The 25,965-nt window shown below is 66.3% G+C and carries 28 protein-coding genes and 1 pseudogene; 17 read left to right on the forward strand and 12 right to left on the reverse strand.

Annotated elements, in window-relative coordinates; translation table 11 throughout:
* Both GSQ83_RS10985 and GSQ83_RS10990 read right to left on the reverse strand, forming a co-directional pair.
* Positions 1-409, reverse strand: a 409-nt coding sequence (locus GSQ83_RS10985; RefSeq protein ID WP_158802928.1) for a polysaccharide deacetylase family protein, incomplete at its 3' end; no start/stop codon positions are given.
* Positions 406-915 carry a hypothetical protein gene (locus GSQ83_RS10990; protein WP_158802929.1) on the reverse strand — a complete coding sequence of 170 codons (510 nt, stop codon included), beginning with the start codon at positions 913-915 and terminating at the stop codon, positions 406-408. The genes GSQ83_RS10985 and GSQ83_RS10990, both read right to left, overlap by 4 nt.
* Positions 916-1,054: 139 nt before the next feature.
* On the opposite strand from GSQ83_RS10990, the gene GSQ83_RS10995 reads away from it, so the two are divergent.
* From GSQ83_RS10995 to GSQ83_RS11040, 10 genes are all read left to right on the forward strand, one after another.
* A complete protein-coding gene (locus tag GSQ83_RS10995; RefSeq protein WP_305782223.1) occupies positions 1,055-1,387 on the forward strand; it encodes a phosphopantetheine-binding protein in 333 nt (110 codons plus the stop codon).
* 27 nt (positions 1,388-1,414) lie between these two features.
* Positions 1,415-2,743, forward strand: coding sequence for an AMP-binding protein (locus tag GSQ83_RS11000; protein ID WP_158802930.1), 1,329 nt, complete (start codon positions 1,415-1,417; stop codon positions 2,741-2,743).
* Complete coding sequence (locus GSQ83_RS11005) at positions 2,740-3,048, forward strand: hypothetical protein (RefSeq protein WP_158802931.1); 309 nt, start codon at positions 2,740-2,742, stop codon at positions 3,046-3,048. Before GSQ83_RS11000 ends, GSQ83_RS11005 begins: the two co-directional genes overlap by 4 nt.
* Positions 3,045-3,941 (forward strand): lipid A biosynthesis acyltransferase, encoded by an 897-nt coding sequence (locus tag GSQ83_RS11010; RefSeq protein ID WP_158802932.1) that lies wholly within the window; start codon positions 3,045-3,047, stop codon positions 3,939-3,941. Before GSQ83_RS11005 ends, GSQ83_RS11010 begins: the two co-directional genes overlap by 4 nt.
* Positions 3,938-4,537 carry a LolA-related protein gene (locus GSQ83_RS11015; RefSeq protein WP_158802933.1) on the forward strand — a complete coding sequence of 200 codons (600 nt, stop codon included), beginning with the start codon at positions 3,938-3,940 and terminating at the stop codon, positions 4,535-4,537. Before GSQ83_RS11010 ends, GSQ83_RS11015 begins: the two co-directional genes overlap by 4 nt.
* 64 nt (positions 4,538-4,601) lie before the next feature.
* Positions 4,602-6,890 carry an MMPL family transporter gene (locus GSQ83_RS11020; protein WP_158802934.1) on the forward strand — a complete coding sequence of 763 codons (2,289 nt, stop codon included), beginning with the start codon at positions 4,602-4,604 and terminating at the stop codon, positions 6,888-6,890.
* A gap of 14 nt (positions 6,891-6,904) precedes the next feature.
* On the forward strand, positions 6,905-8,089 hold the full coding sequence (locus GSQ83_RS11025) for a beta-ketoacyl-ACP synthase (RefSeq protein ID WP_158802935.1): 1,185 nt from the start codon (positions 6,905-6,907) through the stop codon (positions 8,087-8,089).
* Entirely contained in the window at positions 8,086-8,889 is an 804-nt protein-coding gene (locus GSQ83_RS11030; protein ID WP_158802936.1) for a beta-ketoacyl synthase chain length factor, read from the forward strand. The genes GSQ83_RS11025 and GSQ83_RS11030 overlap by 4 nt, the downstream gene beginning before the upstream one ends.
* A complete protein-coding gene (locus GSQ83_RS11035) occupies positions 8,880-9,347 on the forward strand; it encodes a hypothetical protein (RefSeq protein ID WP_158802937.1) in 468 nt (155 codons plus the stop codon). Before GSQ83_RS11030 ends, GSQ83_RS11035 begins: the two co-directional genes overlap by 10 nt.
* On the forward strand, positions 9,340-10,662 hold the full coding sequence (locus tag GSQ83_RS11040; RefSeq protein WP_254065619.1) for an NAD(P)/FAD-dependent oxidoreductase: 1,323 nt from the start codon (positions 9,340-9,342) through the stop codon (positions 10,660-10,662). Before GSQ83_RS11035 ends, GSQ83_RS11040 begins: the two co-directional genes overlap by 8 nt.
* Positions 10,663-10,709: 47 nt before the next feature.
* On the opposite strand, the pseudogene GSQ83_RS11045 reads toward GSQ83_RS11040, so the two are convergent.
* Positions 10,710-11,141: pseudogene (locus tag GSQ83_RS11045) on the reverse strand (Lrp/AsnC family transcriptional regulator); the annotation flags it as partial.
* Positions 11,142-11,275: 134 nt separating this feature from the next.
* Between GSQ83_RS11045 and ald the strand changes: the two are divergent.
* From ald to GSQ83_RS11070, 5 genes are all read left to right on the forward strand, one after another.
* Positions 11,276-12,382 carry an alanine dehydrogenase gene (gene ald, locus GSQ83_RS11050; protein WP_158802940.1) on the forward strand — a complete coding sequence of 369 codons (1,107 nt, stop codon included), beginning with the start codon at positions 11,276-11,278 and terminating at the stop codon, positions 12,380-12,382.
* A 213-nt stretch (positions 12,383-12,595) separates the two neighbouring features.
* Entirely contained in the window at positions 12,596-13,369 is a 774-nt protein-coding gene (locus tag GSQ83_RS11055) for an ABC transporter ATP-binding protein (RefSeq protein ID WP_305782224.1), read from the forward strand.
* A gap of 28 nt (positions 13,370-13,397) precedes the next feature.
* A complete protein-coding gene (locus tag GSQ83_RS11060; protein ID WP_158802942.1) occupies positions 13,398-14,183 on the forward strand; it encodes a transporter substrate-binding domain-containing protein in 786 nt (261 codons plus the stop codon).
* 19 nt (positions 14,184-14,202) lie between these two features.
* A complete protein-coding gene (locus GSQ83_RS11065; protein WP_158802943.1) occupies positions 14,203-14,910 on the forward strand; it encodes an ABC transporter permease in 708 nt (235 codons plus the stop codon).
* Positions 14,907-15,602, forward strand: coding sequence for an ABC transporter permease (locus tag GSQ83_RS11070; protein ID WP_158802944.1), 696 nt, complete (start codon positions 14,907-14,909; stop codon positions 15,600-15,602). The genes GSQ83_RS11065 and GSQ83_RS11070 overlap by 4 nt, the downstream gene beginning before the upstream one ends.
* On the opposite strand, the gene GSQ83_RS11075 is transcribed toward GSQ83_RS11070, so the two are convergent.
* Positions 15,599-16,609: a succinylglutamate desuccinylase/aspartoacylase family protein gene (locus tag GSQ83_RS11075; RefSeq protein ID WP_158802945.1), complete on the reverse strand. Its 1,011-nt coding sequence runs from the start codon at positions 16,607-16,609 to the stop codon at positions 15,599-15,601. The two genes, GSQ83_RS11070 and GSQ83_RS11075, sit on opposite strands and share 4 nt — an antisense overlap.
* A 156-nt stretch (positions 16,610-16,765) precedes the next feature.
* On the opposite strand from GSQ83_RS11075, the gene GSQ83_RS11080 reads away from it, so the two are divergent.
* The gene (locus GSQ83_RS11080) at positions 16,766-17,239 is read left to right on the forward strand and encodes a GreA/GreB family elongation factor (protein WP_158802946.1); all 474 of its coding nucleotides are present in this window, start codon (positions 16,766-16,768) and stop codon (positions 17,237-17,239) included.
* Positions 17,240-17,266: 27 nt separating this feature from the next.
* Here the strand turns inward: GSQ83_RS11080 and rnhA are convergent, their stop codons facing one another.
* From rnhA to GSQ83_RS11100, 4 genes are all read right to left on the reverse strand, one after another.
* Positions 17,267-17,722, reverse strand: a complete 456-nt coding sequence (gene rnhA, locus GSQ83_RS11085) for a ribonuclease HI (protein WP_158802947.1) — start codon at positions 17,720-17,722, stop codon at positions 17,267-17,269.
* A complete protein-coding gene (locus GSQ83_RS11090) occupies positions 17,712-18,671 on the reverse strand; it encodes a homoserine kinase (protein WP_158802948.1) in 960 nt (319 codons plus the stop codon). Before GSQ83_RS11090 ends, rnhA begins: the two co-directional genes overlap by 11 nt.
* Before the next feature lie 146 nt (positions 18,672-18,817).
* Positions 18,818-20,113, reverse strand: a complete 1,296-nt coding sequence (locus GSQ83_RS11095; protein ID WP_158802949.1) for a DEAD/DEAH box helicase — start codon at positions 20,111-20,113, stop codon at positions 18,818-18,820.
* 223 nt (positions 20,114-20,336) lie between these two features.
* On the reverse strand, positions 20,337-20,726 hold the full coding sequence (locus GSQ83_RS11100; RefSeq protein ID WP_216850046.1) for an MAPEG family protein: 390 nt from the start codon (positions 20,724-20,726) through the stop codon (positions 20,337-20,339).
* An 87-nt stretch (positions 20,727-20,813) separates the two neighbouring features.
* Between GSQ83_RS11100 and GSQ83_RS11105 the strand changes: the two genes are divergently transcribed.
* Complete coding sequence (locus tag GSQ83_RS11105) at positions 20,814-21,602, forward strand: CDP-diacylglycerol diphosphatase (protein ID WP_158802950.1); 789 nt, start codon at positions 20,814-20,816, stop codon at positions 21,600-21,602.
* 171 nt (positions 21,603-21,773) lie between these two features.
* Here the strand turns inward: GSQ83_RS11105 and GSQ83_RS11110 are convergent, their stop codons facing one another.
* From GSQ83_RS11110 to GSQ83_RS11125, 4 genes are read right to left on the reverse strand one after another with little or no spacing between them, the layout of a single operon-like run.
* Complete coding sequence (locus GSQ83_RS11110; protein ID WP_216850047.1) at positions 21,774-22,046, reverse strand: chaperone modulator CbpM; 273 nt, start codon at positions 22,044-22,046, stop codon at positions 21,774-21,776.
* Positions 22,043-22,954, reverse strand: coding sequence for a DnaJ C-terminal domain-containing protein (locus GSQ83_RS11115; protein WP_158802951.1), 912 nt, complete (start codon positions 22,952-22,954; stop codon positions 22,043-22,045). Before GSQ83_RS11115 ends, GSQ83_RS11110 begins: the two co-directional genes overlap by 4 nt.
* A 13-nt stretch (positions 22,955-22,967) precedes the next feature.
* Positions 22,968-23,309 carry a hypothetical protein gene (locus tag GSQ83_RS11120; RefSeq protein ID WP_158802952.1) on the reverse strand — a complete coding sequence of 114 codons (342 nt, stop codon included), beginning with the start codon at positions 23,307-23,309 and terminating at the stop codon, positions 22,968-22,970.
* The gene (locus GSQ83_RS11125) at positions 23,306-25,942 is read right to left on the reverse strand and encodes an MGH1-like glycoside hydrolase domain-containing protein (RefSeq protein WP_158802953.1); all 2,637 of its coding nucleotides are present in this window, start codon (positions 25,940-25,942) and stop codon (positions 23,306-23,308) included. The genes GSQ83_RS11120 and GSQ83_RS11125 overlap by 4 nt, the downstream gene beginning before the upstream one ends.
* Positions 25,943-25,965: the final 23 nt, after the last annotated feature.

Below are 25,965 nucleotides of genomic sequence, written 5' to 3' on the forward strand. Positions count from 1 at the left end.
TCTCCGTATGGTTCTCCACGCTATGGCCGCGCCGCACGATCTCCCGCACCAGCGCCGGATGGGCACGCGCCGCCGCGCCGATGCAGAAGAAGCTCGCTCGCGCCCCGGCCGCGTCGAGCAGATCGAGCACGCGCGGCGTGACCTCCGGATCCGGCCCGTCGTCGAAGGTCAGCGCCACCTCGCCCCGCAGCGCGCTCGCTGGCGGCAGCCGCCGCATATCGGGACCAAGCAACCGGCTGCCGGGCCTCATGCCGACCAGCAGAACGCCATGGTTGAGCACCACGGCGCCGAGCAGCCATCCCGGTGCGATTATGCCGAGCGGCCAGGCGATCAGCGCCAGAACATGGACGGCGACTGTCAGCCGCAATGCCGTCGAAAGCGATGCCCATGCGGCGAGCGGCCGCCTCATTTCAAAATCCGCGCCCGCGTCACCCGGATGCTATCCGCCAGCGTGGCCACCTCATTCGCCGGGTAGCGCCAACGGCGGTAGGCGTATTCACCGACGAACAGCAGCAGCACCAAGGGGAGATCGAGACCATTGACGAAAAGGGACCAAAGCCGCAGCGGCGCAAAGGCGAGCAACAGCCCGGACCCAATGACCTGGCCAAGGCCGAACAGCGTCCAGACCATGGTCACCCGCCGCGTATAGCGCCTGATGCGCGGCGTGAGCGGGCCCTGCACCTGCTCCGCCATCAACGTGACGAGCGGCGTCTGGCCTTTCACCAGGGAGCGGCCAAAGAGCAGCGTCAGCCCAAGATAGATCGCGGCGTGGGACACCGCCGTCACGCTCACCATGCCCCAGCGCGCCTCGCGCGGCAGGCGATGCAGTCTCGCCGAGACGGTCGCGATCAGCAGGGTCACTGCGCAGCCGATAACAAGAATGGTGAGCGCAGCCGCCAGGATTCGCGGCGTCAATGTCCTGCCGCGAGACCGCCTCAGCTCGGTAGACATCGGATCATTCGGCGCAAAACCTCTAGCCTGGAATGGAAGCGTTGCGGCGCCCGTTCGGTTCGTTGTAGGGCTGCCATAGTCCTATAAACAATGAGAAACCTTCGTGACCCTGCCCTCCTCGATCGCCAGCCAGACCAACGAGGAGCCGACGGCATCCACGACCGGGATCGCGGCCGGACAGACCGAAATGGAGCAGGAACTGGCGCGGCTCATCGTCACGACGCTGCAACTCGAAATCACGCCCGAGCAGATCGTCCCGACCGAACCGATGTTCCGCGAGGGCCTCGGATTGGATTCCATCGATGCGCTCGAACTCTCGCTGGCCGTCTCCACGGAATATGGCGTCGAACTTAAGGCGGATGACGAGCGAAATGGCGAAATCTTCGCCAGCCTGCGCAGCCTCGCCCGGCATGTGACGGAGCGGCGCACGCGATAGCCGTCGCTTGATCCGCTTAGCCCCACCGTGATCCCCCTCATTGAGCGTCCGACCGATGCCGTCCTGTTCCAGGGGCCCGGCTGGGAAGTGCGGCCGCCCACGCTGCTCGCCGATGTCGCGCGCGTCGCGGCGATGTTGCCGGAGGGCGTGACGGTCGCGAATTGCTGCCAGCAACGCTACTGGTTCGTCGTCGCCTTCCTCGCCGCCCTCAGCCGGGGCGCGGTGAGTCTACTGAGCGGCGACCAGTCCCCCGCCCGCCTCGCCGCCTTTGCCGAGAGTTATCCCGGCCTGGTCTCCATCTCGGACGATCCAGCCCTGGCCAGTCCCTTGCCGCATGTGATGATCGGCCCCCGCCCCGCCACGCACGAAAACGCGCCAATCCCGGCCATCCCCGCCGAGCAATCCGCGATGATCGTCTTCACCTCCGGCAGCACCGGCGAGCCCTCGGGCACCGCGAAGCGCTGGGGGGAACTCGTCGCCCGCAGCCGCGCCGCTGGCGTGCAATTCGCGCTGACCGAAGCGGCGCCCTCCGCCGTCATCGGCACCGTGCCACCGCAGCACATGTACGGCTGCGAGACCACCGTGCTGCTGCCGTTGCACGCGCCCGTTTCCAGCTGGTGCGGTCCCGTCTTCTACCCCGCCGACATCCGCGCCGCGCTGGACGCCGTGCCGGGTCCGCGCATCCTGGTCACCACGCCGCTCCAGCTCCGCGCGATCCTACGGCTGGATCCTCCGCAGCGCCCGCCGGAGCGCATCATCTCGGCCACCGCGCCGCTCGACCCCGAAACCGCCGCCGCCGCCGAGACTGCCTTTGGCAGTATCGTCGAGGAGATTTTCGGCGCCTCGGAAGTCGGCTCCATCGCCAGCCGGCGCACCACGGCGGGGCCGCTCTGGACGCTCTATCCCAGCGTCACGCTAGGGGGCACCGAAGAGTCTCCGCTGATCACGGCACCCGGCGCCGAGCCGCGTCGCCTCAACGATGTGATCGAATTGGAGGCGGATGGTCGCCGCTTCCGCTTGATGGGCCGCAGCAGTGACCTTGTGAAGCTTGGCGGCCGCCGCGCTTCACTCGCTGGCCTCGGCCGGATCCTGACGAGCATCGAGGGCGTGGAGGACGGCGTTTTCCTCGCCCCCGATGATCTCGACCGCAACGATGCCGCCCGCCTGATCGCTTTCGTTGTCGCGCCCACCCGCGCCAGCGCCGAGATCCTCATGGAGCTCCGGCAGTCGGTCGATCCCGTCTTCCTGCCGCGCCGGCTCATCCACCTGCCGGCTTTGCCGCGCACGCCGATGGGCAAGCTGCCGCGCCAGGCGCTGCTCGACCTGCTGGCGGAGACCTCGGGCAACGCGACGTGAGCGATCCGCCGGTAAGGCTCGGCCAGTTCACCATCGCCGCTGATCACCCGGCTCTCCCCGGCCACTTCCCCGGCAACCCGATCGTGCCGGGCGTCGTGCTGCTGGACCAGGCGCTCTCGCTGATCCGATCCCACACGGGCGGCAGCGCGCGCGGCCTGCGAGTGAAGTTCACCGCCGTAGTGAAAGCGGGCGAGACGATCGAGGTTTCGCTTACTACGCAAGCGCCCGGCCCACTCGGCTTTTCCGCTCTGCGCAATGGCCGAACCGTGATGAGCGGCAGCCTGCGGCTGGACCCGCCTACGTGAGCTGGACGACAGAGCGTGAACGCGGCAGCGCCCATCTGCTGCGCCTGACCTGCTGGCTGACGCTGACCTGCGGCTGGCGGATCGGCCGGCTGCTGCTCTACCCGATTACACTATATTATTACGTGACCGCATCGGGTCCCCGCGCCGCCTCCCGCGACTATCTCCGCCGCGTCCTCGGCCGCCCCGCCCGCGCGAGCGACGTGCTGCGGCACATCTTCACCTTCGCCTCAGTCACCCTCGACCGCGCCTTCCTGCTCTCCGGCCGCACCGAACGCTTCGCAATCTCCGTCGAGGGCCTCGACGCACTAACCGCGCTCCTCAGTCGCGGCAAAGGCTGCATCCTGCTCGGCTCCCATCTCGGCAGCTTCGACGTGCTGCGCGATTTCGGCCGAACCTCGCCGGTGCGGGTGAGCGCAGTGATGTATCGTCGCCCCGGCAGCCCGATGAGCCGTCTGATGGAGACCCTCGATCCCGACCTCTGGCGGGACGTCATCACCATCGGCAGCCCCGATGCTATGCTGCGAGTCCAAGAGAATCTCGCGCGCGGCGAAATCGTCAGCTTCCTCGCCGACCGCGACCCGGATGCCAGACCGGACCGCATCGCCACGGTCGATTTCCTCGGCGGCCGTGCCGATTTCCCCACCGGCCCCTTTATCCTCGCGGCAGTGTTGGGGGCTCCGGTCGTGCTGTTCTACGGCATCCGCCTGGGTCCCCGCCGCTACGTCGTGCGGTTCGAGCATTTCGCCGCAACCATCACGCTCGGCCGCGCCACCCGGCGAGATGATCTGGCGGCGCTGGTTTCGCGCTACAGTGCGAGCCTGGCGGCGCAATGCCGCGCGGCACCCTTCAACTGGTTCAACTTCTTCCCCTTCTGGAAAGACCCTTCCGCATGAGTGCAGGCGCGCTCCACTTCCGCCGCCGCAGCCTGCCGGTGTTCGCCCTTCTGTTAGCCTGCGCACCCTGCGTCAGCCGTGCCAGTTCGGTGCCGCCGCTCGCCGGCATCATGGCCGATCTCGCCGCCATGCCAGACCGGCGGGCCGATTTCACCGAGGAGAAGCGGCTCTCGAGCCTCACGACGCCGCTCGTCAGCCGGGGCCAGCTGCTCTACCGCCGGCCGTCCTATCTCGAGAAAATCACGCTCTCCCCGAAGCCCGAGCGCCTCATCGTCAGCGGCGAGACGCTCATCATCCAATCCGGCAGCGCCCCGGCGCGCCAGATCGATCTCAGCGAACATCCGATAGTGCAGGCCATGGTCGACACCATCCGAGGCACCATCGCCGGCGATCTCGCCACCCTGGAGCGCTACTACACCATCACCCAGCAGGGCGACCGCTCCGCCTGGCAACTCACCATGATCCCAACCGACCCGCGCATGGCCAAGCGGATCAAGGTGATCGAGGTTGCTGGACGCGGCATCGACGTGCAGCGCATCCGAACCACCCAGGCCAATGGCGACGAGGATCTGCTAACGATCCGAACGATCGAGTAGGATTCCCCCGCTGCCCGCCCGCTCCCGTCCCTGGCCACTACTGCTCGCGCTGATCGCCAGCGCTTTGTTCGCCGCCGCGATCTTCACGCACGTGCGGCTTCGCAGCGACATCTCGGCGCTACTCCCCACCGGCCGCACCGCGACGACCCGGTTCATGCTGCAGGAGGTGCAATCGGGTGTCGCCGCCAGCTTGGTGCTGATCGGCCTGGAGAGCGCGCCACCCGCCGCGCTTGCCGCGACCAGCGACCGGATGACCGAGACGTTGCGCCGAAGGGGGCTTTTCACCTTTGCCGATAATGGCCGCGACCTGGTGAGCGAGGCGGATCAGCAACGGTTATTTCGCAGCCGCTACCTGCTGTCACCCGCCACCACCGCAGCCGCTTTCGAGGTTCCAGCCCTGCGTCAGGATTTCCAGAACCTTCTGGACGAACTGCAATCCTCCGCCTCGCCGCTGGTCCAGCAATTCGGCCTGCCCGACCCGACCGGCGCCTTCCCCGCGTTGCTGAGCCTCGCCGGAGGCAGCCAGCACGCGGCGATCCGGGATGGCGTCTGGTTCGCGCCCGACCAAAACCGCGCGCTGCTCGTCGCCCGCCTGCGTGGCGACAGCTCCTCGCTCGCCGTGCAGGACGCGGCGCTCCACGCCATCGACCAAGCTTTCGACACGGCACGCCAAGGAACGTCCGGACTGCGCCTTCTCGTCTCGGGACCCGCCGTCTTCGCCCGAGATGCCGCCCATGCCATCCGGGCCGATGTCATACGGCTGTCCGTTATGTCCGCGCTGCTGGTCGCCGGATTGCTCGTCTGGCGCTTTCGCAATCCGCTCGTGATCGCTGCCATCGCCGTGCCCTTGGTCCTGAGCACCGCCGTCGCGGCGCTCGCCGTGCAGCTCGTGTTTGGCTTCCTGCACGGCATCACGCTCGGCTTCGGCATGACGATGCTGGGGGTCACGGTCGACTACCCCGTGCTCCTCATTGGCCATCGCAAACGCGGCGAGGCTCCAGCGGGCACCTGGGCGCGGATCGGCCGCGCTTTCACGCTGGCGGTCGCGACGGCGGCGCTTGGGCTCAGCGGCATGGCCTTCGCGCGTTTCCCGGGCCTCGCCCAGCTCGGCGTCTTCTCCATCGCTGGGGTCCTCACGGCTGCCGCGGCGACGCGGTTCATCCTGCCGCGCCTGATCGTCGCCGCCGACCTTGCCCCGGTCTGGGCCGGCGACCCGCGCCGCCTGGACGGCATTGAGCGCCTCCGCCATGGCCGTCTGTGGGCGCTGCTGCCGGTTGCGGTCGCGGCGCTGGGGCTAGTCCTCCTCGGAGGCCCACGCTGGCAGCACGACCTCAATGCCCTCAGCCCGGTCCCCGCCGCCAGCCTCGCGCTCGACGCCAAGCTGCGCGCTGAACTGGGCGCGCCCGATGTCGGCGAGGTGCTCGTTGTCCAAGGCGCAACGGCCGAGGCGGTTCTGCAACGAGAGGAAGCGCTGCGCCCGGCGCTTGACCGCCTCACCCGGGATGGCGTCATCCAGGGCGCGCAAGACGCCGCGAGTCTTCTCCCGAGCGCCGCGCTTCAGCGTGCCCGCCAGCAGGCGCTTCCCGATGCGGCGACGCTCTCCGCCCGTGTTGCCGAGGCGGCGCAGGGTCTGCCGTTCACGCCCCAAGCCTTCGACCCCTTCAAGGCGGATGTCGCAGCGGCCCGCGCCGCAACACCTCTCGGCCCGGCCGATATCATCAACCCAGCGCTCGCCGCTCAGCTCGGTGCGCTGCTCGTTCACCGCGACGGAACCTGGATCGGCATCATCGCGCCGCGCACGGTCACCTCCTCCGCCCGCTTCGTCGCCGCCTTCGCTGGCCAACCCGACATCACCGTTCTCGACGTGAGCGCGGAGATGCGCGGACTCGTCGCCGGCTATACGCGGCAGGCGTTGCCATGGCTTGGTGCGGGCGCCGCCGCGGCCCTGATCGCTCTGCTCGTCGGCCTGCGAGACTTTTGGCGCGTCGCCCGCGTCATCGGCGCCATCGGCGCCTCGCTGCTGGTGACCGTGGCACTACTGACAGCCTTCGGTATCCGCCTATCGCTGATCCATGTCGTCGCCCTGCAGTTCGTGGCCGGCGTCGGGCTGGATTACGCGCTGTTCTTTGCCCGCACCCAACTCGATGGCGAGGAGCGGTCGCGAACCTTTCGGACGCTCATCACCTGCAACGCCATGGCGCTGCTCACCTTCGGCCTGCTCTACACCTGCCAGACACCCTTGCTGCGGATGATTGGCGAGACAGTGGCGATTGGCGTGGTCACAAGTCTCGTTTTCGCGTTTTTCTTCGTCGGGCCGCGTCCCGCGCGCATTACCCGGACGGACGCCATCTGATAGACGCGCCTGACATGCTTCCGCTCGACATCACGCACGGTACCATCGTGAGCGCTCTCGGCCGTGGCGCCGCGGCGACCCTGGCCTCCCTGCGTGACCGCCGCACCGGCCTCGCGCCCTGCGATTTCGCGGGCGTGACGGCTGGCTATGTCGGCCAGGTCGCCGGCCTCGACGAACATGCGCTGCCCCTGCCCCTCGCCGCCTTTGATTGCCGCAACCATCGCCTCGCGGATCTGGCTCTCCGCGCGGACGGTTTCGCTGAAGCTGTCGCCGAAGCGCGCGAACGCCTTGGGCCTGCCCGGATCGCCGTCGTGGTCGGGACCAGCACCTCCGGCATCCTCGCCTGCGAGCAGGCGTTTCAGCATCGCGACCCCGCCACCGGCGCGCTTCCCGCCAGCTTCGACTATGTCCACACCCATGACATCTTCGCCCTGGCGCGTTTCGTTCGCACCGCGCTCGGGCTGCGCGGTCCGGCGATGACCGTCTCGGTGGCCTGCGCCTCCAGCGCCCGCGCCTTCATGGACGCCGCCCATCTCATCGCGAGCGGCGCATGCGATGCGGCCGTGGTCGGCGGCGCCGACAGCCTTTGCGGCATGACGCTGCGCGGCTTCGCGGCGCTCGAACTCATCTCTCCCGGCCCGTCGCGCCCCTGCGACGCGGCACGCGATGGCATTTCGATCGGCGAGGCTTCCGGCTTTATGCTGCTGGAACGAGCCTCACGCGGACACGCCGGCATCACGCTTCTCGGCGCCGGCGCGACATCGGACGGCTACCACATCTCGGCCCCTCGTCCGGACGGTGCCGGAGCAATCGGCGCCATGCGCGGCGCCCTGGCCGCCGCCGCGCTTCCGGCCGACGCGATCGACTATGTGAACCTGCATGGCACCGGCACTCGCGCCAATGACGCGGCCGAGGATCATGCCGTGACCGAAGTTTTCGGCCCCGGCGTGCCTTGCAGTTCCACCAAGGGCTGGTCGGGCCACACGATGGGATCCTGCGGCGTGCTGGAAGCGATGATCGCCACGCTCTGCCTCACCCATGGCTTCATCCCTGGCTGTCTCGGCGTAACCGAACTCGATTCCAGCTTTCGCTCGGGCGTTACGACCGCCAACGAAGACCGCCCGTTGCGCCACGTCATGAGCAACGCCTTCGGTTTCGGCGGCGTCAATTGCAGCCTCGTCTTCGGCCATCGCGCGTGAGCCGCGCCTATATCGCCGGTATCGGCCTTCAGGGCCCTGGCCTCGCCGGTTGGACCGATAGCCTGGGTGTGCTGCGCGGCGAGCGCCCGCGTGATGCGCTCGCCACCGCGATCCCCATGCCGGCGCTCCTCGCCCCTAACGAACGCCGCCGCGCCGGTCTCGTCACCCGCCTTGCCCTCGCTGTCGCCGAGGAAGCGCTGCACCACGCGGCGCTGCCTCTGGACAGCGTGCGCAGCGTATTCGGAAGCGCCAATGGCGATGGTCAGGTCGTCCTGAAGCTGCTGGAAACACTGGCCGAGCCCGACCGTCCGCTCTCGCCGACGCAATTCCACAACTCGGTGCACAACGCCGTCGCGGGCTATTGGTCGATCGCCGCCGGATCTGCTCAGCCCGTGACCTGCCTCGGCGGCTATGACGCGACCTTTGGTATCGCCCTCCTCAAAGCAGTCTCCGAGGCTATCGCCGAGCGGATGCCCGTCCTGCTTTGCCTCTACGACGCGCCCCTGCCGCCGCCATTGCCCGACCTACCCGCCCGCGATGTCATCTTCGCCGCCGCCTTCATTCTTCTGCCCGAGCGGCCGGATGCCTGCCTCGGCGCGCTCGACGTGACCTACGCGGCGGAGGCAGCAACCTTCGCCGATGCCGCGCCTCGCGATCCGAGCCTCGCCGCGCTAGCAATGAATAATCCGGCCGCGATGTCCCTGCGGCTCCTCGAGTCCCTGGCGATGGAGCAGACCGACCGCTTCGCGCTGCCGATGCTGGACGGCCGCGTGACGGTCGAAGTCTCGCCATGCCGGTGATCGAGGGCGCCGCCCTCCGCGCGCTGCTACCCCATGCCGGCGCCATGTGCCTGCTCGACGAGGTTTCCGGCTGGTCCGACAAGACAATCGACTGCCGCGCGACCTCGCACCTATCGGCCAACAACCCCCTCCGACGGCAAGGCCGCCTCGCCACGATCTGCGGCGCCGAATACGGGCTGCAGGCCGCGGCACTCCATGGCGCGCTGCTGGCTGGCGGCGAGCCGCAGCCCACCGGCTACCTCTCCGGCCTCAACCTCAGCCGCATAGAAGTAGAACGCCTCGACGATCCAGCCCTCGGCGCATTGCGTGTCACCGCGCGGATCGAATTGGCCGATAGGCGCGGTCTCATCTATGGCTTCGCTCTTCGCGATCAAAATGGGAGACTGTTGCTCGAAGGACGCGGCACTATCCTCTTTCCAGAGACGATAGCGGCAGCGGGAGCAGATGCCGGTGAGTGACAGCCTGACGCAAGTGACGGCAATCGACGCCTGTGACGTGCTGGTGATCGGCGGTGGCCCCGCCGGTTCGACCGCCGCCGCGCTGCTCGCCTCCAAGGGCCATGACGTCGTGCTCGTCGAGAAGGAGGCGCATCCGCGCTTCCACATCGGCGAGTCACTCCTGCCGCGCAACCTCGATATCTTCGACCGGCTCGGCCTGCATGAGCAGATCGCCGCCATGGCCGTCTTCAAACCCGGCGCCGAATTCGTCGATGACGACACCGGCGGCGCGGTCGCCTTCTCCTTCGCTCTGTCGCCGTTGCCCGGCGCGCGCCACGCCTACCAGGTCCGCCGCGACGAGTTCGACGCGCTGCTGTTCTCCGAGGCCCGCAAGCGCGGCGCCCGCTGCATCGAGCGGCTGCGCGTCACGGCCATGGAACCCGAAGGCGGTGACGGCCGCGCGCGGGTGACCGCCCTTACCGAGGACGGCGCGACCCAGGTCTTCGCGCCGAAATTCGTGCTCGACGCCTCAGGGCGCGACACTTTCCTCGCGGGCAAGCTCGGCCTCAAGGAATCGAGCAAGCGCAACAACACCGCCGCCGCGTATGCGCATTATCGCGGCGTCGAAACGAGAGGTACCGAGCGCGCGGGCTACATCACGGTCCACCTCACGCAAGACGGCTGGTTCTGGACCATTCCGCTGCCCGACGGGATCACAAGCATCGGCTTCGTCGGCACCCAGGCCGCCTTCAAGGAACGGCACGGCGACATGGCCGCCTTCCTGGAGCAGCGGCTGCGCATGAGCCCGACCCTGCACGCCCGGATGGCGCAGGCGGAACGCGTTTCGGAGGTCTTCGGCACCGGCAACTACTCCTACCGCGCCACCGCCGCGACCGGCGCCAACCACCTGCTCATCGGCGACGCCTTCGCCTTCATCGACCCAGTTTTCTCAAGTGGCGTTCTGTTCGCGATGACCGGCGGCGAACTCGGCGCGGAGGTCGCCTCGCGCTATCTGGAAAATCCAGCAGCAGCCCGCGCGATGGCGCGGCGGGCGGAGCGCAAGCTGCGGCATGGCATGGACCACATCGGCTGGCTCATCTACCGCATCAACCGGCCGGTTCTGCGCGCCATGTTCATGGCGCCGCGCAACGCCTTTCGCATGCGGGACGGGCTGGTTGCGATGCTCGCCGGCAATCTCGGCAGCGAGCGCGGCACCCGCCTGCCCGTGCTCGCCTTCAAGGCGACCTATTACGCGATGTCGCTTTTCGAGCGCCTCGCCCCACGCGCTGCCGCCACCGCCTTGCGGCCGCCCGTGGCACCCTCGCCCGCCGAATAGTCTTCGGGCATCTCGCGGGGCCAGGGCTGTGCGCGCGAGGAAGCGCCAACGACGCGCCGGATCGCGAAGCTTGACCGGATCCGGGTGATGCCTGGCAGACGCGAAAGCTGGTCGCGATGAACGCGCTCGTAATCAGCCGGATCCCGCGCCTCGACCCGGACCAGGTAATCGTAATCGCCGCTCATGAGGTAGCATTCGAGGATATCGGGGCATTTCCGCACCGCCGCCTCGAAGCGCGACAGGAACTCGACCGTTTGCCGCTCGAGCATGATCTCAACCGCGAAGACGGTGAGATGCTCCGGCGCCTCGGTATCGACCAGCGCAGTGTAACCGCGAATGACTCCGGAATGTTCCAGCAGCCTCAGGCGCCGCAGGCAGGCTGAGGGCGACAGCCCGACGACCTCGGCGAGGCGGGCATTGCTTATCCTGCCATCCGCCTGAAGCACCCGCAGGATCTTCTCATCGATCAGGTCTGCCATGGGTTCGCAACTTCCTGCCGCGTTTTCGCAGAAAATTCAGATTTCCGCGACCTGCTCGATGCTTAGAAGCACGAACTGACGGGTTATAGCGCCAATAATCGCATATAATCGTGCGTCGGAATCAGGAGCTCAAGATGCTTGTCGGCGTTCCCAGGGAAATCAAGAACAACGAATTCCGCGTCGGCCTAGTGCCGGCGGCCGTACGCGAGCTGGTGGATTCCGGCCACCAGGTTCTCGTCGAGACCCGCGCCGGCCTCGGCATCGGCTATGACGACGCGGCGTACCAGGCCGCCGGCGCCCGCATCGCCCCCTCCGCCGAGGAGGTCTTCCGCGAAGCCGATCTCATCGTGAAGGTGAAAGAGCCGCAGGAGGTCGAATGCAAGCGTCTGCGCCGTGGCCAGACCCTCTTCACCTATCTCCATTTGGCACCCGACCCGCACCAGACTGCACTGCTCCAGGCCAGCGGCGTCACCGCCATCGCCTATGAGACCGTCATCGACAAGCAGGGGCGCCTGCCGCTGCTGGCGCCGATGAGCGAGATCGCGGGCCGCATGTCGATCCAGGTCGGCGCGGTTTCGCTGCAAAAGAGTTATGGCGGCTCGGGCGTGCTGCTCGGCGGCGTGCCCGGCGTGCTGCCCGGCAAGGTCGCGGTGCTCGGCGGCGGTGTGGTCGGAGCCAATGCCGCGCGGATGGCGCTCGGCCTCGGCGCTGACGTGACCATCCTCGACAAATATCTCCCGCGCCTCGCCGAACTCGACAACCTCTTCGGTCCCGGGCTCAAGACCGCCTATTCGACGACCGAGGCGATCGAGAAGGCGGTGACGGAGGCCGATCTCGTGATCGGCGCCGTTCTCGTTGCCGGTGCGGCGGCGCCCCGGCTCGTCACCCGCGCCCATCTTGGCCGCATGCGGCCGGGCTCCGTGCTCGTCGATGTCGCGATCGACCAGGGCGGCTGCTTCGAGACCAGCAAACCCACCACGCATGACGACCCGACCTATGTGGTGGACGGCATCGTTCACTACTGCGTCGCCAATATGCCCGGCGGCGTCGCCCGCACCTCCACCCATGCGCTGAGCCACGCGACGCTGCCTTATGTGCTGGCGCTCGCCAATCTGGGCTGGCGCAAGGCGCTGGCGGCGGATGTTGGTTTCGCCGGCGGGTTGAATGTGCATGAGGGCAAGATCACGCATGCCGCGGTCGCCAAGGCCCTGGGGCTGGAACACGCGCCGGTCGTTTTCTGAGTTAGATCGCGAATTGGGGCGCCGCTAAAGGCCGCGAGGCAACGGACAAGCGGGTAAGCGTCATGGCACGCTAAGGCGTGCCATGACGGAGTGGCGGCGAGAGGGCTCGCGCCGTTCAACGAAACGACATCCGCGTAACCCGAACGCAAAATCTTCGCCGAGATCCTGAGCGAGTGCTTAACAAGCGCATTCGCTTGTTCTAGCATGGCAGCAATGCTGCCAAAGCTTGTCGAAGTGGACGGTCTGAGGAAGAGCTTCGGGCCCGTCGAGGTTCTGAAGGGCGTGTCCTTGACCGCCCGCCAGGGCGATGTCCTCGCCCTTATCGGCGGCAGTGGCTCGGGCAAAAGCACGCTGCTGCGCTGCCTCAATCTGCTTGAGATGCCCAATGGCGGCCGGCTCGTCGTGAACGGCGAGGAAGTCGCGATCCGCCACGATCGCCACAACCGCCCCATGCTCGCCGACCGCCGTCAGCTCGCGCGCATTCGCAGTGGCGTCGGCATGGTGTTCCAGAGCTTCAACCTCTGGCCGCATCTCACGGTGCTGCAGAACGTCATGGAAGCGCCTATTCATGTCATGGGCGAAAAGCGCGCCGAGGCGACCGAACACGCCATGTCCCTGCTGGAACGCGTCGGCCTGACCGAGAAGCGGGACGTCTATCCCGGCTTTCTCTCCGGCGGCCAGCAACAGCGCGTCGCCATCGCGCGCGCGCTCGCCATCCGCCCGCGCCTGCTGTTGTTCGACGAGCCGACCTCGGCGCTTGATCCCGAACTTGTGGGCGAGGTGCTCAAGGTCATCCGCGGTCTCGCTGACGAAGGGCGCACCATGATCCTCGTCACCCATGAGATGCGCTTCGCGCGTGATGTCGCCTCGCATGTCTGCTTTTTGCGCGGCGGCGTTATCGAGGAGGAGGGACCGCCGCGCGAGCTGTTCAGCAATCCGCAGACCGCCGCCTGCCGACAATTCATCGGCACGCATCTTGCTCACTGATCGCCTAACCTCAGAGAGGATCAACGCCATGAAACGCCTGCTGCTCGCGCTCCTCGCGACGAGTGCCGTCACCGTGCTGCCGCATATCCCGGCGCGCGCCGACGCGCCCATCATCTTCGGCATCTCCGCCGAACCCTATGCGCCCTTCTCGTACAAGTCACCGGCGGGAGTTTGGGAAGGTTTCGAACCCGACCTCGCCCGCGCGCTTTGCGAGCAAATGAAAGCGCAGTGCAAGATCAGCGAAATCGCCTGGGACGGCATCATTCCCGCGCTGCTCGCGCATAAAATCGATGTGATCTTCACCTCGATGTCGATCACCGCCGAACGCGAGAAGACCGTCGCCTTCACCATTCCCTATTACGATACGCCCGTTGATGTGACGGCGCCGAAAGCGGAGGGCCTCGATGTCGCGAAGGGGGGGCTGAAGGGCAAGGTTATCGGCGTGCAGATCGGCACGATCTTCGTCAATTGGCTGAAGAAGTATTATCCGACGAACACCGTGAAGACCTACGACACGCAGGAGGAGGTGAATGCCGACCTTACCTCCGGGCGCATCGATGCGATGCTCTGCGACGGCATCGCGGCCGACGCTTTCGCTAAAACGCCGGCCGGGCAGGGCTTCGTCACGACCACGCTGCCGCACGACCCCCTCTTCGGCAACGGCGTCGGCGCCGGTGTTCGGCCCGACGACACCGCGCTGAAGGCGAAGCTCAGCGCCGCTATCCAGGCGGTGCGCGACAATGGAACCTACGCCAAGATCGACCGCAAATACTTCAGCATCGACGTTTGGCCGCCGCCGGCAGACTTCAAGTAAGCCGCGCGGCTCGTAGGGCATGGGCGGAATCCTCGGCTTCGGTCCCAATGGCTGGGGTCCGGCCCTGCTCTCGGGTGCTCTCGTCACCATCGAGATCACGATTGGCGCATTCATTTGCGGGCTGGTCATCGGGACACTGACGGCGGCGGCGCGGCTGAGCCGCGTGCCGCCTCTCGTCGTCCTCGCGCGCGGCTACACCACGATCTGCCGTGCCATCCCGGAACTGCTGCTGATCCTGGTGCTGTATTACCTGGGTTCGCAACTCCTCAACGAAGCGCTGCATGCGATCGGTCTCGGCGATGCGCCGATCAGCGGATTCGCGACTGCGATCATCGTGCTCGGGCTGGTCCAGGGCGCCTATGCGTCGGAGATCATTCGCGGCGCCATCCTGGCAATTCCCTACGGTCAGATCGAGGCCGCGCATGCCTTCGGCCATGCGCGAATCCTGCTTTTCCGCCGCATTATCTTGCCGACGATGCTGCCGATGGCGATCGGCGGGTTGTCGAATCTTTGGATGGTCCTGATCAAGGACAGCGCACTCATCAGCGTCGTTGGCTACAGCGAGTTGCTCTACACCGCGAAGCAGGCGGCCGGTTACACCCAGCGTTATTTCCTGTTCTACGTCGTCGCGGCCGCCGTCTACTACGCGATGACGCTGGTTTCCAATATCGGCATCCGGTCGATTGAGGGCCGGTTCGGGCGCTGGATGCCGGTGCGCGCGCGATGAATTTCTCCTGGTTCCTGCCGAACCTTGGGCTTTTGCTACAGGGGCTGGAATGCACGATCCTGCTCATCGCGGTGTCGGGCACACTCGGCATCGTGCTGGCGATCGGGGTCGCGCTCGGCCGCATGTCGCGATCGCGTGTCGTCTCCTCAACCTTCGGACTCTACACGAGTGTGATTCGCGGCACTCCGCTGCTCGTGCAGATCTACATCCTCTATTACGGGCTCGGCAGCGCTTTCGCGGCGCTGCCATGGCTGCGGTGGGGACCACTCTGGCCCTATCTGCGCAACGGCTTCTGGTATGTCGCGCTCACGCTCGTGCTGAGCAACGCCGCTTATTGGGGCGAACTCATCCGGAGCGGCATGCGCGCGATTCCACCCGGCGAGTTGGAAGCCGCCTCCGCCTTTGGCATGGGCCGCATACTCACGCTCCGCCGCATCTGGCTGCCGCGCACGCTGCGCAACCTGCTGCCCGCGCTGGCCGGCGAGACGGTTATGCTGATGAAGGCGACCGCTCTCGCCTCGACCGTGGCGGTGACGGATCTGTTGGGCGCCGCCGATATCGTCCGGGCGCAGACCTTCCACGTCTATGAGCCGCTGCTGCTGGTCGCGATCGTCTACTTGCTGCTCACCTACGGCATCGAAAGCGTCTACGGCCGCGTCGAACGCGGCAAAGTGCTGCGGCCGGGCCGCTAAGGCGAATCATCCAGCGCGCCGCCCGTGTAGCGCGCGGAAGGCCCATTACCCGTCATCTTCACCACCACCCCGCCCTTGGCGACGATACGGTCCCGATGCCGCGTCACGATACGCCCGGCCTGAGGCGCGCGCAGACTGATCCAGGGCTTGCCCGGCATCGGCAGCAGCCGCGCCACCTCCTCCCCCGCCGCGACGGTCGCGCCTAAAGGCAGCGGAAATGCGATGAGCCCGGCGGAGGGCGCGAAGATCGTCTCGATATTCTGGATCGGCACCGCGATACCCCGCCAGGGCGGCAGCGCATCGGCCCCTTCAATCGCTCCGACATGGCCGAGGAAATCGTACAGACCACGGACATCCGCTTCGGTCGTCGCGGGATCGGTATCGGCCTGGCCACGCAGCTCCACCGTGCTGGTCAAACGCTGAGGTCCCTGATGGGATAATAGCCGCGCCGCCGCGGCCTCCTCGAAGGCGCCGCTGTTGTCGAAATCCCACAGGATCGCGAGCTCGGCGCCAAAGGCTGCGCCAAGCGCCTCCGCCTTCGGCCAGAAGTCGCGGTGCACATAGATGTAGGAAATCGCCTCGGCATCCGTATGCAGGTCGAGCACGATCTCGGCCCCCTCGGACAGCGCGTAGAGCGTGCTCTGCCAAGCTGAAAAGCTGGTCGCATCGGGGTGAGCGATCGAGGCGGGAAAATGCCGGTTGAAATTGCGCGAGCCTGCCTCGTGGAAGCGCCCGAGCAGCCGGTCCTGCCGGAACTGCCTGAGTCCCAGCGGATTAGCCTGCGCCACCACCGTAACAGTGCCGCGCAACAGCCCCCGCCGCTCTGCCGTGGCGAGGCGTGGCAGAAGCTGGTCCAGCACGATCATGCCCGGAATTTCGTCGGCATGGACACCCGCTTGCAGGTGGACGACCGGGCCGCTGCCCGAACCATGGAAGCGCCAGGCGGCGATCCGCAGCACTTCGCCCGGTCCGTCTCCCGGGAAGGTCACGCTCACATCCTCGGCCATATCGCGTCTCCAGCTCCTCGCGAGCGGCGATCCTAGTCTTGATGAGCGTGTGTTCAACAGTGCCCGAAGAATGTTTTGCGCTTGAGACGCTGGCCAGGGCGCATAAGTCTCGGTCCGGCGATCTCGAACGAGGCCGCCATTCAAGGATGCGCCAGGATGAGCCGCGCTTTCGTCTCCGAAGATGCCGCTGCCGCCGCTGCCGCCGTTCTGCCGGAGCGGCCGGTGAGCGCGATGCCCAACCTCGTCACCCCAAGCGGCCTCGCCGCGATCGAGGCGGAGGCGGCGAGGCTAGAAGCGCATCTCGCCGCCCTTGCGGCCGAGGATCCGGCGCGCCCCGCCCTCGCCCGCGACCTCCGCTACTGGCGCAGCAGGCGAACGACCGCGCAGCTGACCGAGCCACCCGCCACGCCTGAAGAAGTCGCCTTCGGCACCACCGTCACACTGCGCCGAGCCAATGGCGCCACCCAGCGTTACCGCATCGTCGGCGAGGATGAGGCCGATCCAGCGGCGGGGTTACTGAGTTGGGCCTCCCCCGTCGCCCAGGCTCTCCTGGGCGCGGTCCCGGGAGAGGTGGTGGAAACCGGAGGCGGCCGCCCGGCGATGACGGTACTGGAGATCGAAATCGCCTAGGTGTCGGCGACGAACGCTCGCAGCTTGTTAGCCTCCCAACTTCGCCCGCGCTTCCGTCGCCAGCACATCCGCCCGCTCGTTCATCGTGTCGCCGGAATGGCCGCGCACCCAGCGCCAGTCGATCTCGTGGCGCTGCGCCGCGGCCAGGATGCGTTTCCACAAATCGATATTCGCCACCGGATCGCCCGAGGCGCTGCGCCAATTCTTGCGTACCCATCCCGTGGTCCAGCGGGTGATGCCGTTGCGCAGATATTCGCTGTCGGTATGCAGCGCGACCGTGCAGGGCCGCGTCAAAGCTTCCAGCGCTTCGGCCGCCGCCGTCAGCTCCATGCGGTTATTCGTCGTCACCGCCTCAGCGCCGGACAACTCGCGCTCCACCGTGCCGAAACGCAGGATCGCCGCCCAGCCACCGGGGCCGGGATTGGGCTTGCAGCCGCCATCGGTCCAAATCTCGACGAGCGCCAGCGCGTCCTCAGCCGACATAGGACCGCACCCCCCGCGCATGATGGTGGAAGCGCAGCTTGCGGAGATATTCCAGCGGATCCTTCCGCGTCACCAGCGCGCCCTCCGGCGTGTAGAGCCAATCGTAGAGGCGGGTGAGCAGGAAACGCAGCGCCGCGCCCTGGGCCAGCACCGGCAGCGCCGCCTCCTCGGCCTCGCTCAGCGGCCGCACCGCGTTGTAGCCCGCGATGAGCGCCCGGCCACGTGTCACGTTGAAGGTGCCGTCCGTCTCGAAGCACCAGGCATTGAGGCAGACCGCGAGGTCATAGGCCAGGATGTCGGTTGCGGCGAAGTAGAAGTCGATCAGTCCGGAAATTCGGCCGTCGAGGAAGAATACATTGTCGGGAAAAAGATCGGCGTGGATATGACCGATCGGCAATCCGCTCGGCCAGTTCGCCATGACCTCCGCCACAGACCGCTCGGCCTCCGCATCCAGCCCTGCGGCGACTTCCTCACCGCGTCCAAGACTGCGGGCCAGCAACGGCGGCCAGCCGGAGGGTCCCAGCGCATTGAAGCGCGCCGGCGCATAGCCTTGACCGGCAAGATGGAGACGGGCGAGCGCCTCGCCGAGCGGCCCGCAATGCACGACCTGCGGGCGCCGTGGCCAGACGCCCGGAAGAAAGGTGGTGATCGCGGCATGGCGGCCCGCCAGCATGCGCAGCGCCTCGCCATCGCGCGCACGGACTGGCCGGGGGCAGGTCACGCCATGCTCGAACAGATGCTCCATGAGGCCGAGGAACCACGGCAGTTCCTCGGGATCGACGCGCTTCTCATACAGCGTGAGGATGAAATCGCCCGAGGTCGTGCGCAGCATGTAGTTGCTGTTCTCGACCCCCTCCGCGATGCCGCGAAAGGCCACCATCTCGCCGATGTCATAGGCGATGAGATACTCGGCGAGCGCCTCATCCGTAACTTCCGTGTAGACGGCCATCAGCGAGAGTCCATGCGAGTGGGTAGAGGGTTGGGGCTCATGCCTTCCCCGACCCGGTTCCGTCCAGCCCCAAAAAAGCTTCAGGCCCATCCCCGCCCGTTACGGCGAGAATGAGCCTGAAAGCCTGGCCGGTAAGACTCTTAGCTTTAGGCGGCCCGCGACCGGCGGCCGGAGCCGGAGCGGCGGCTGCGGCGCTTCGGTCGCTCGGCCTCCGTCTGCTGCTGCGGCGTGTGAACCGGGCGCATCGGCACCACCTCGGCGGTCGCGCCCGGCACCAGTGGCGCGGAAGGCCGCGGCCCGGCGACGTGCATGACCACACCCGTCAAGCGCTGAATGGCGCGCAGGAAGCTCTGCTCGCTCGAGTCGCAGAAGGCATGAGCAATGCCCGAGGCGCCAGCACGCGCGGTGCGGCCGATGCGATGGACGTAGCTCTCAGGCTCGTTCGGCAGGTCGAAGTTGATGACGTGGCTGATGTCCGTCACGTGGATGCCCCGCGCCGCGAGATCGGTCGCGACCAACACCCGCGCCTGGCCGTTCTTGAAGCGATCCAGGCTGCGCACGCGCGCATTCTGGCTTTTGTTGCCATGCATCGCCTCGGCGGGGATGCCGGCGGCTTCCAGGTATTCGGCGACACGATCCGCGCCGCGCTTGGTGCGGGCAAAGACAATGACGCGCGAGAAGGCCGGGTCACGTAGCAGCGTCACCAGCAGCGCCCGCTTCGCCGAAGCCTCGACGAAATGGACATGCTGCTCGATCCGGTCCGGTGTCGGCGTCTCGCTTTCGACCTGAACGCGAACCGGGTTGCGCAGCAGGCTGGTGGCGAGCTTGGCGACTTCGGTCGGCATCGTGGCCGAGAACAGCATCGACTGACGCTGCGCCGGAAGCGCAGCCATGATCGTCCGGATATCGCGGATGAAGCCTAGGTCAAGCATCTGGTCGCCCTCGTCGAGGACGAAATGGCTCACCTGGTCGAGCAACAGCTCCCTAGTGCTCATCAGGTCCTTGATGCGGCCCGGCGTGCCGACGACGACGTCGGTGCCGCGCTGCATCTTCTGGACCTGCGGGCTACGGCCGACGCCGCCGAGAATGGCGACGGTGCGGATGCCGGTACCGGCCGAGAAGCGGCGGATGCTCTCCTCGATCTGCAGAGCGAGTTCGCGCGTCGGCGCCAGAATCAGCGCGCGGGTGCCGTAGGGCTTGGGCCGGCGCTTGTCGGCGAGGAGGTGCTGGATGATGGGCAGGGCGAAGGCGCCGGTCTTGCCGGTACCGGTCTGCGCGACGCCGAGCAGGTCACGCCCTTCGAGCAGTTTGGGGATGGCGCCAGCCTGGATCGGCGTCGGCGCGGTGAATTTCAGATCGGTCAGGATGCGGCGCAGTGGCTCGATAAGGCCGAGCGTATCAAAGCTGCCGTCGGTGGTCGGTGGTGATTGGGTAGAAGACAAAGCAAGACTCTCCACGCCGCCGGGGCCAAGTGCGCCGGCGGGTCGTGTCCGTGCTCCCCGCGCGATGCGGAGTGGAACAGGTTCAGGGAGATTGCCCGGAAGAGATGAGGTCCGAACTGGCCGCCGCCTGTATGGCGAGGCCCAAGCGGGCTCAAGGTTCGCGCGCCTCGCGAACAATCATGGCTGGCTTATGCCGCAGCGCAGCATGGAATGCAATCTATTTTCAACCGGTGATGCCGGTGAACACCAAAACGATACCCAGAGTTGCAACGGCGTAGCAGAGCGAGCGCGCATAAGGCACGCCGCCGACATAAAGGGGCCAATAAACAATCCTGCCCCAAAAATAGAGATAGCACCCGATGACAGTCTGCGCGCCATGTCGTTGCAGGAAGGCGCCCGCCAGCACGACGACCGCGAAGAACGGAAAGGTCTCCATAAAATTGGCGAAGGCCCTGACGACGCGCCCCTCCCACCCGGTGATCGGCCTTTGATCGTCCCGCGCGCCCGACGTGAAGGTAACGCCGCGCTGCCGCATGACCGCGACGCCGGTCGCCACCGATTGGACAAGGCCGAACAGAACGGTCCAGAGGAGCAGTCGGATTTCGATCGTCACGCGGCGGCCTCCTGAGCTTCAGGGGAGCGGGACATCCTCGTGGCACTCCGCTAAAATGCAACCTATCGGCGGCGGGGAAGGGCTGTGATGACAATCCTAGGGGTCCCGCTCGGCTGGCGGCGCGTTGTAACGGGCGCTCTCGCGCTGGTGGCGGTCTTCGCGCCTATCATTTTCCTGGGGGCGGCGACCGATCCGAATATCCTGTGGAAGATCGTTCATAACCGCTGCGTGCCCGACCAGCTGCATGTCGGCAGCCCGCTGCCCTGCACCCGCGTCGACCTCAAGGGCGGCTATGCGATCCTCAAGGACATCGTCGGCCATACGCAGTACCTGCTGATCCCGACGGCACGGCTGACCGGGATCGAGAGTCCCGCGTTGCTCACGCCGGGGGCACGGAACTATTTCGGCGACGCCTGGACTCAGATTGGCTTCGTCCGCGCTCAAGCCGAGGAGGATCTGCCGCGCCAGGATCTCAGCCTCGCGATCAACTCGATCTATGGCCGCAGCCAGCAGCAGCTTCATATTCACATGGACTGCATCCGCATCGATGTCCGGAATGCCCTGGCCCGCCATGCGGCGACGATCGGCACTACCTGGGCGCCCTTTCCAGAGCCGCTCGTCGGGCAGCCCTACCGCGCGATGCGGATCATGGGGATGAGCCTCGAGCGGCAGAACCCGTTCAAGCTGCTGGCGACCGGCGAACCAGGCGCCTCGGCCGATATGGGCCGGCATACGCTGGTCGTCGCGGGCGAGAATTTCGCTGGGGGCGCGCCAGGTTTCATTTTGCTCGACGGCCTGGCCGAACCGGCGAAGGGAAACATGGGCAGCGGCGAGTACCTACAGGACCACAACTGCGCGGTGGCGAAAGCGCCTTAAGAGCAGGCAGTCCCTTGATGATCTGATTCTGAACCGTGATCCAAAAGATCCCTCATGGCGCGCGAAGGCGTGCCATCCACGCCTTGCCTTCGGGACGCAGCAAAGGCGCGGATGCTCGGCCTTCGCCGAGCATGACGAATCGACCACAGATTTAGCGATATCCACGCCCCCTCACCCCTCACTCACCGGCCGCACCCCCCGCAGCGCGCGGCGCAGGCCATGGATTTGGTCGATCAATTGGAGAATGAGGGCGACGCCTTCGTCGTTCACGCCCATCTCCTCGCGGAGATCCTGGATGAGATGCGCCCGCGCCACATCGACCTGGGTGAAGCGCCGCGCCGGCGCGCCGGCCTCAGGCACCAGCCAGCCTTCCGCGACCCAGGTCTCCAACGTGATGACATCGACCCTTGTGATTTGCCGCATTTCCTCAAGGTCGAAGCTCATACGCCCATCTCCCGCCTTGGCGCTTGGTCGCGCCCTGCTTCCCAACCTTCGACGAAAGCCTCCAGCGCCGGATCTGGCGCGTCAGGCAGCACGATTTTGAGCGTGATGTAGACATCCCCCCGACCGCCCTCCGGCAGCGGAACCCCGCGCCCACGCAGGCGCAACACCCGCCCGGTATTGGTGCCAGGCGGCAAATTCGCGTTGACCGGACCGGCTGGCGTCGGGACCGCGATCTTTCCGCCAAGCACCGCCTCGTTGATCGAAATCGGAACATCGAGGCGCACGTCGTTCCCATCCCGCACATAAAACGGATGCGGCCGCACCGAAACCTCGATGAGGGCATCGCCCGGCGGACCCTCCCCCGGACTGGGCTCGCCCTTGCCCTTCAGCCGCAGCGCCTGGCCTTCCCGCGTGCCGGGCGGAATGGTGATGTCGAGTGCCGCACCATCCGGCATCGTCACCCGCCGCGTGACACCATTCACCGCGTCGAGGAAATCGAGATCGAGGTGATACCGCAGATCGCCACCTCGCATATGGAAAGGCCGCCGCCCGCGATTGGCGAAGATGGCGGAGAGAAGGTCGTCATCCTCGCTCAGATCGGCGAAGCCCGCGCCGGTGTCATAGGCGTGGCCCGGCCCCTCCGCCCCCGCATAGTCGCGGTAATATCGCCGCTGCGGCACCTCGACCCCCGCCGCGTCGATCTCGCCGCGATCGAAACGGCCGCGCTTTTCCTCATCGCTCAGCAGCGCATTGGCTGAGGCGATTTCCTTGAACTTCCGTTCCGCTTCCTTGTCGCCTGGATTGAGATCGGGATGCAGCTTCTTGGCGAGGGCGCGATAGGCTTTCTGAATGTCCTTTTGGGAGGCATCCTTCGCGACGCCGAGCAGCTTATAGGGATCCGTGCTCATCGCCGTGTTCCTGTCAAAGTCCAAGCTCCTCCCGCAGATGTCCAAAACGATCGGGATCGAGGTAGCGCCCGTCCTCATACAGCACGCGCAGCGCCGCCAGTCCCGTCTGCGTGAAATAGGCACGGCGCCCGAGGTCTTCAGCGGGCATGTCCATGATTCCACGCGCCACCAGACCGGCGAGAACCGGCGGCACCTTGGGCTCGCCTTTGCGCGGCCCCGTGGTCCAGACCGCGACGCCGATGCCCTGTGCCAGGGATTTGCGATGACCGAAGGCCGCCCCGAGTTCCTGCCGCAGGAAGCTCCGCTCGCTCGGCGAAAAGGGCAGCGTTTGCGGTTCTCGGGACGCGTCGCTCACAGTGCCGCGTCCCGGATCAGCAAGGCCACCAGACCTGTCCAGCCGGTCTGATGACAGGCGCCGCAGCCCCGGCCGGTATCGCCGTTGAAGTATTCATAGAACAGCGGCAGGTCGCGGAAATGCGGGTCGTTCTGTAGCAGCGGGTGGTCACCATGCACCGGCCGGCGCCCATCGGCATCCCGCGTGAACAGCGTGGTGAGCCGCCGCGACAGCTCATTCGCGACCTGCTCCAAGGTCATCATCGTCTTCGATCCGGCCGGGCAAGGAACCTGGAACTCATCGCCATAATAGTTGTGAAACTGCCGCAGACTGTCGATCAGAAGATAATTCACCGGCATCCAGATCGGGCCGCGCCAATTCGAGTTACCGCCAAACAGGCCCGACCGTGATTCCGCCGGCCAATACGGCAATTCGAATGTCTCGCCGTTCCACTCGAAGACATAGGGATCGCCCTCATGCGCCTTTGAGACGCTGCGCACGCCATGCGGCGAAAGAAACTCTTCCTCATCCAGCATCCGCCACAGCAGCCGGTTAACGCGATGGCCGCGCAGCATGGAGAGCAGTGCCGTCTCCTCCATACCCGGCACATTCCAGTGCGACACGAGATCGGCGAGGTCCGGCCGGTGCTCCAGGAACCAATGCATGCGCTGCGCGAATTCCGGCAGCTTCGGCGCATCGGTCACATGCAGCACATCGACCGCGAAGAGCGGCATGAGCCCCACCATCGTGCGGCTGCGGATCGGGATCGCCTCGCGATCGGGAAGATTGAGCTGGTCGTAGAAGAACTCGTCCTGATCGTCCCACAACCCGCCATGCTTGGCGGCCGCCTCGGCGATATACAAGAAATGCTCGAAGAATTTCGCCGCCATCGATTGATAAACGCGATCAACCATCGCGATCTCGATCGCCATGCGCATGAGGTTCAGCGCATACATCGCCATCCAGGCCGTAGCATCCGATTGGCTGAGCTGCCCGCCCATCGGCAAGGGCTTCGAGCGATCGAAGATACCGATATTGTCGAGCCCCAGAAAACCGCCCTGGAAGATATTGCGCCCATCGGCATCTTTGCGGTTCACCCACCAAGTGAAATTGAGCGCGAGCTTGTTAAAGATGTGCTTGAGGTAGTCGATATCGCCGACGCCCCGCATCTCCCGGTCCATCTGATACACACGGAAAGCGGCCCAGGCCTGTAGCGGCGGGTTGGCGTCGCCGAAGGCATATTCATAGGCGGGAAGCTGGCCGTTCGGATGCATGTAATTGTCATGCGTCACCATCCGCACTTGCTCTTTCGCGTATTCGGGATCGACCATCGCGAGCGGCAGGGCATGGAAGGCGAGATCCCAGGAGGCGTACCAGGGATATTCCCACTTGTCAGGCATCGAGATGATGTCCTCGTTCCGCACATGACCCCAATCGGCATTGCGGCCGTGGAAACGGCTTTCCGGCGGCGGCGGCTGGCCTTCGTCGCCCTTCAGCCATTCCCGAACATCGTAGTGATAGAGCTGCTTCGACCACAGCATGCCGGCCAGCGCCAGGCGCTGGACATGTCGCGCATCCTCGTTGGTCACGCCGTCCTGAACCACGGCATAGAATTCCTCGGTCTCCGCGATGCGGGCAGCGAAAACCTTGTCGAAATCCTCGAAGGCGTCGCCGATGACCGTCGCCGGGCGGAAGCGCAGCCGCAGCACTTGCTCCCCTCCGGCGGCTACCGTGACCAGGTGATCCGCCGCCACCTTGGTGCCGCGCGCATCGGCATTGATCGCCTCCCGCTTGCCGCCCACCAGGAAGTCGTTGATGCCGTCCTTGAAAGTGCCGGTGGCCGCATCGCCGAAAAGCTTCGGCCGGTTGGTTTCATTCTCGCAGAACAGCATGCGCGCTTCCTGCCCCAGATGAAGCCGCATCTCCGGCAATTCGGGATGCCGCGCCGCCGCCTCGCGCGGCGACAGCCCCTGCACCACCGGTTTGGCATGACCCGGATTCCAGCTCCAGATATTGCGCGCCCAAAGCTGAGGCAGAACATGCAGCGTCGCGGCGTCCGGGCCGCGATTGGCGATGGTGATGCGCATCAGGATGTCGTCTGGCGCCGCCTTGGCATATTCCACGAAGATGTCGAAGTAGCGGCTCTCGTCGAAAAGCCCCGTGTCGATCAGCTCGTATTCGAGTTCCTCGTAGCCACGGCCGGCATTCTCATGCACCAGATGGTCGTAGGGGAAGGCTGCCTGTGGATATTTGTAAAGCATCCGCATGTACGAATGGGTCGGCGTACCATCGAGGTAATAATACAGTTCCTTGACATCCTCGCCGTGATTTCCCTCCTCGTTGGCGAGACCGAACAGCCGCTCCTTGATGATCGGGTCCTCGCGGTTCCACAGCGCGAGGCCGAGGTTCCAGCGCAGATAGCGCTCACCGAAGCCGGCCAGCCCATCCTCGCCCCAGCGATACGCGTGGCTGCGCGCCTGGTCATGGGTGAGATAGGTCCAGGCATCGCCGTTCGGGCTGTAATCCTCCCGCACCGTTCCCCATTGGCGTTCGCTGAGATAGGGACCCCACTGCCGCCACGCCTCGTCATCGCGTGCGGCAACCAAACGCTTGCCTTCGGCGGTCGCAAAGAAAGGCGAGGGATCGGCGGGCATGGCGGTCTCCGAAAAACGCCCTC

Source organism: Acidisoma sp. L85 (genome assembly GCF_009765865.1).
Lineage (GTDB): Bacteria > Pseudomonadota > Alphaproteobacteria > Acetobacterales > Acetobacteraceae > Acidisoma.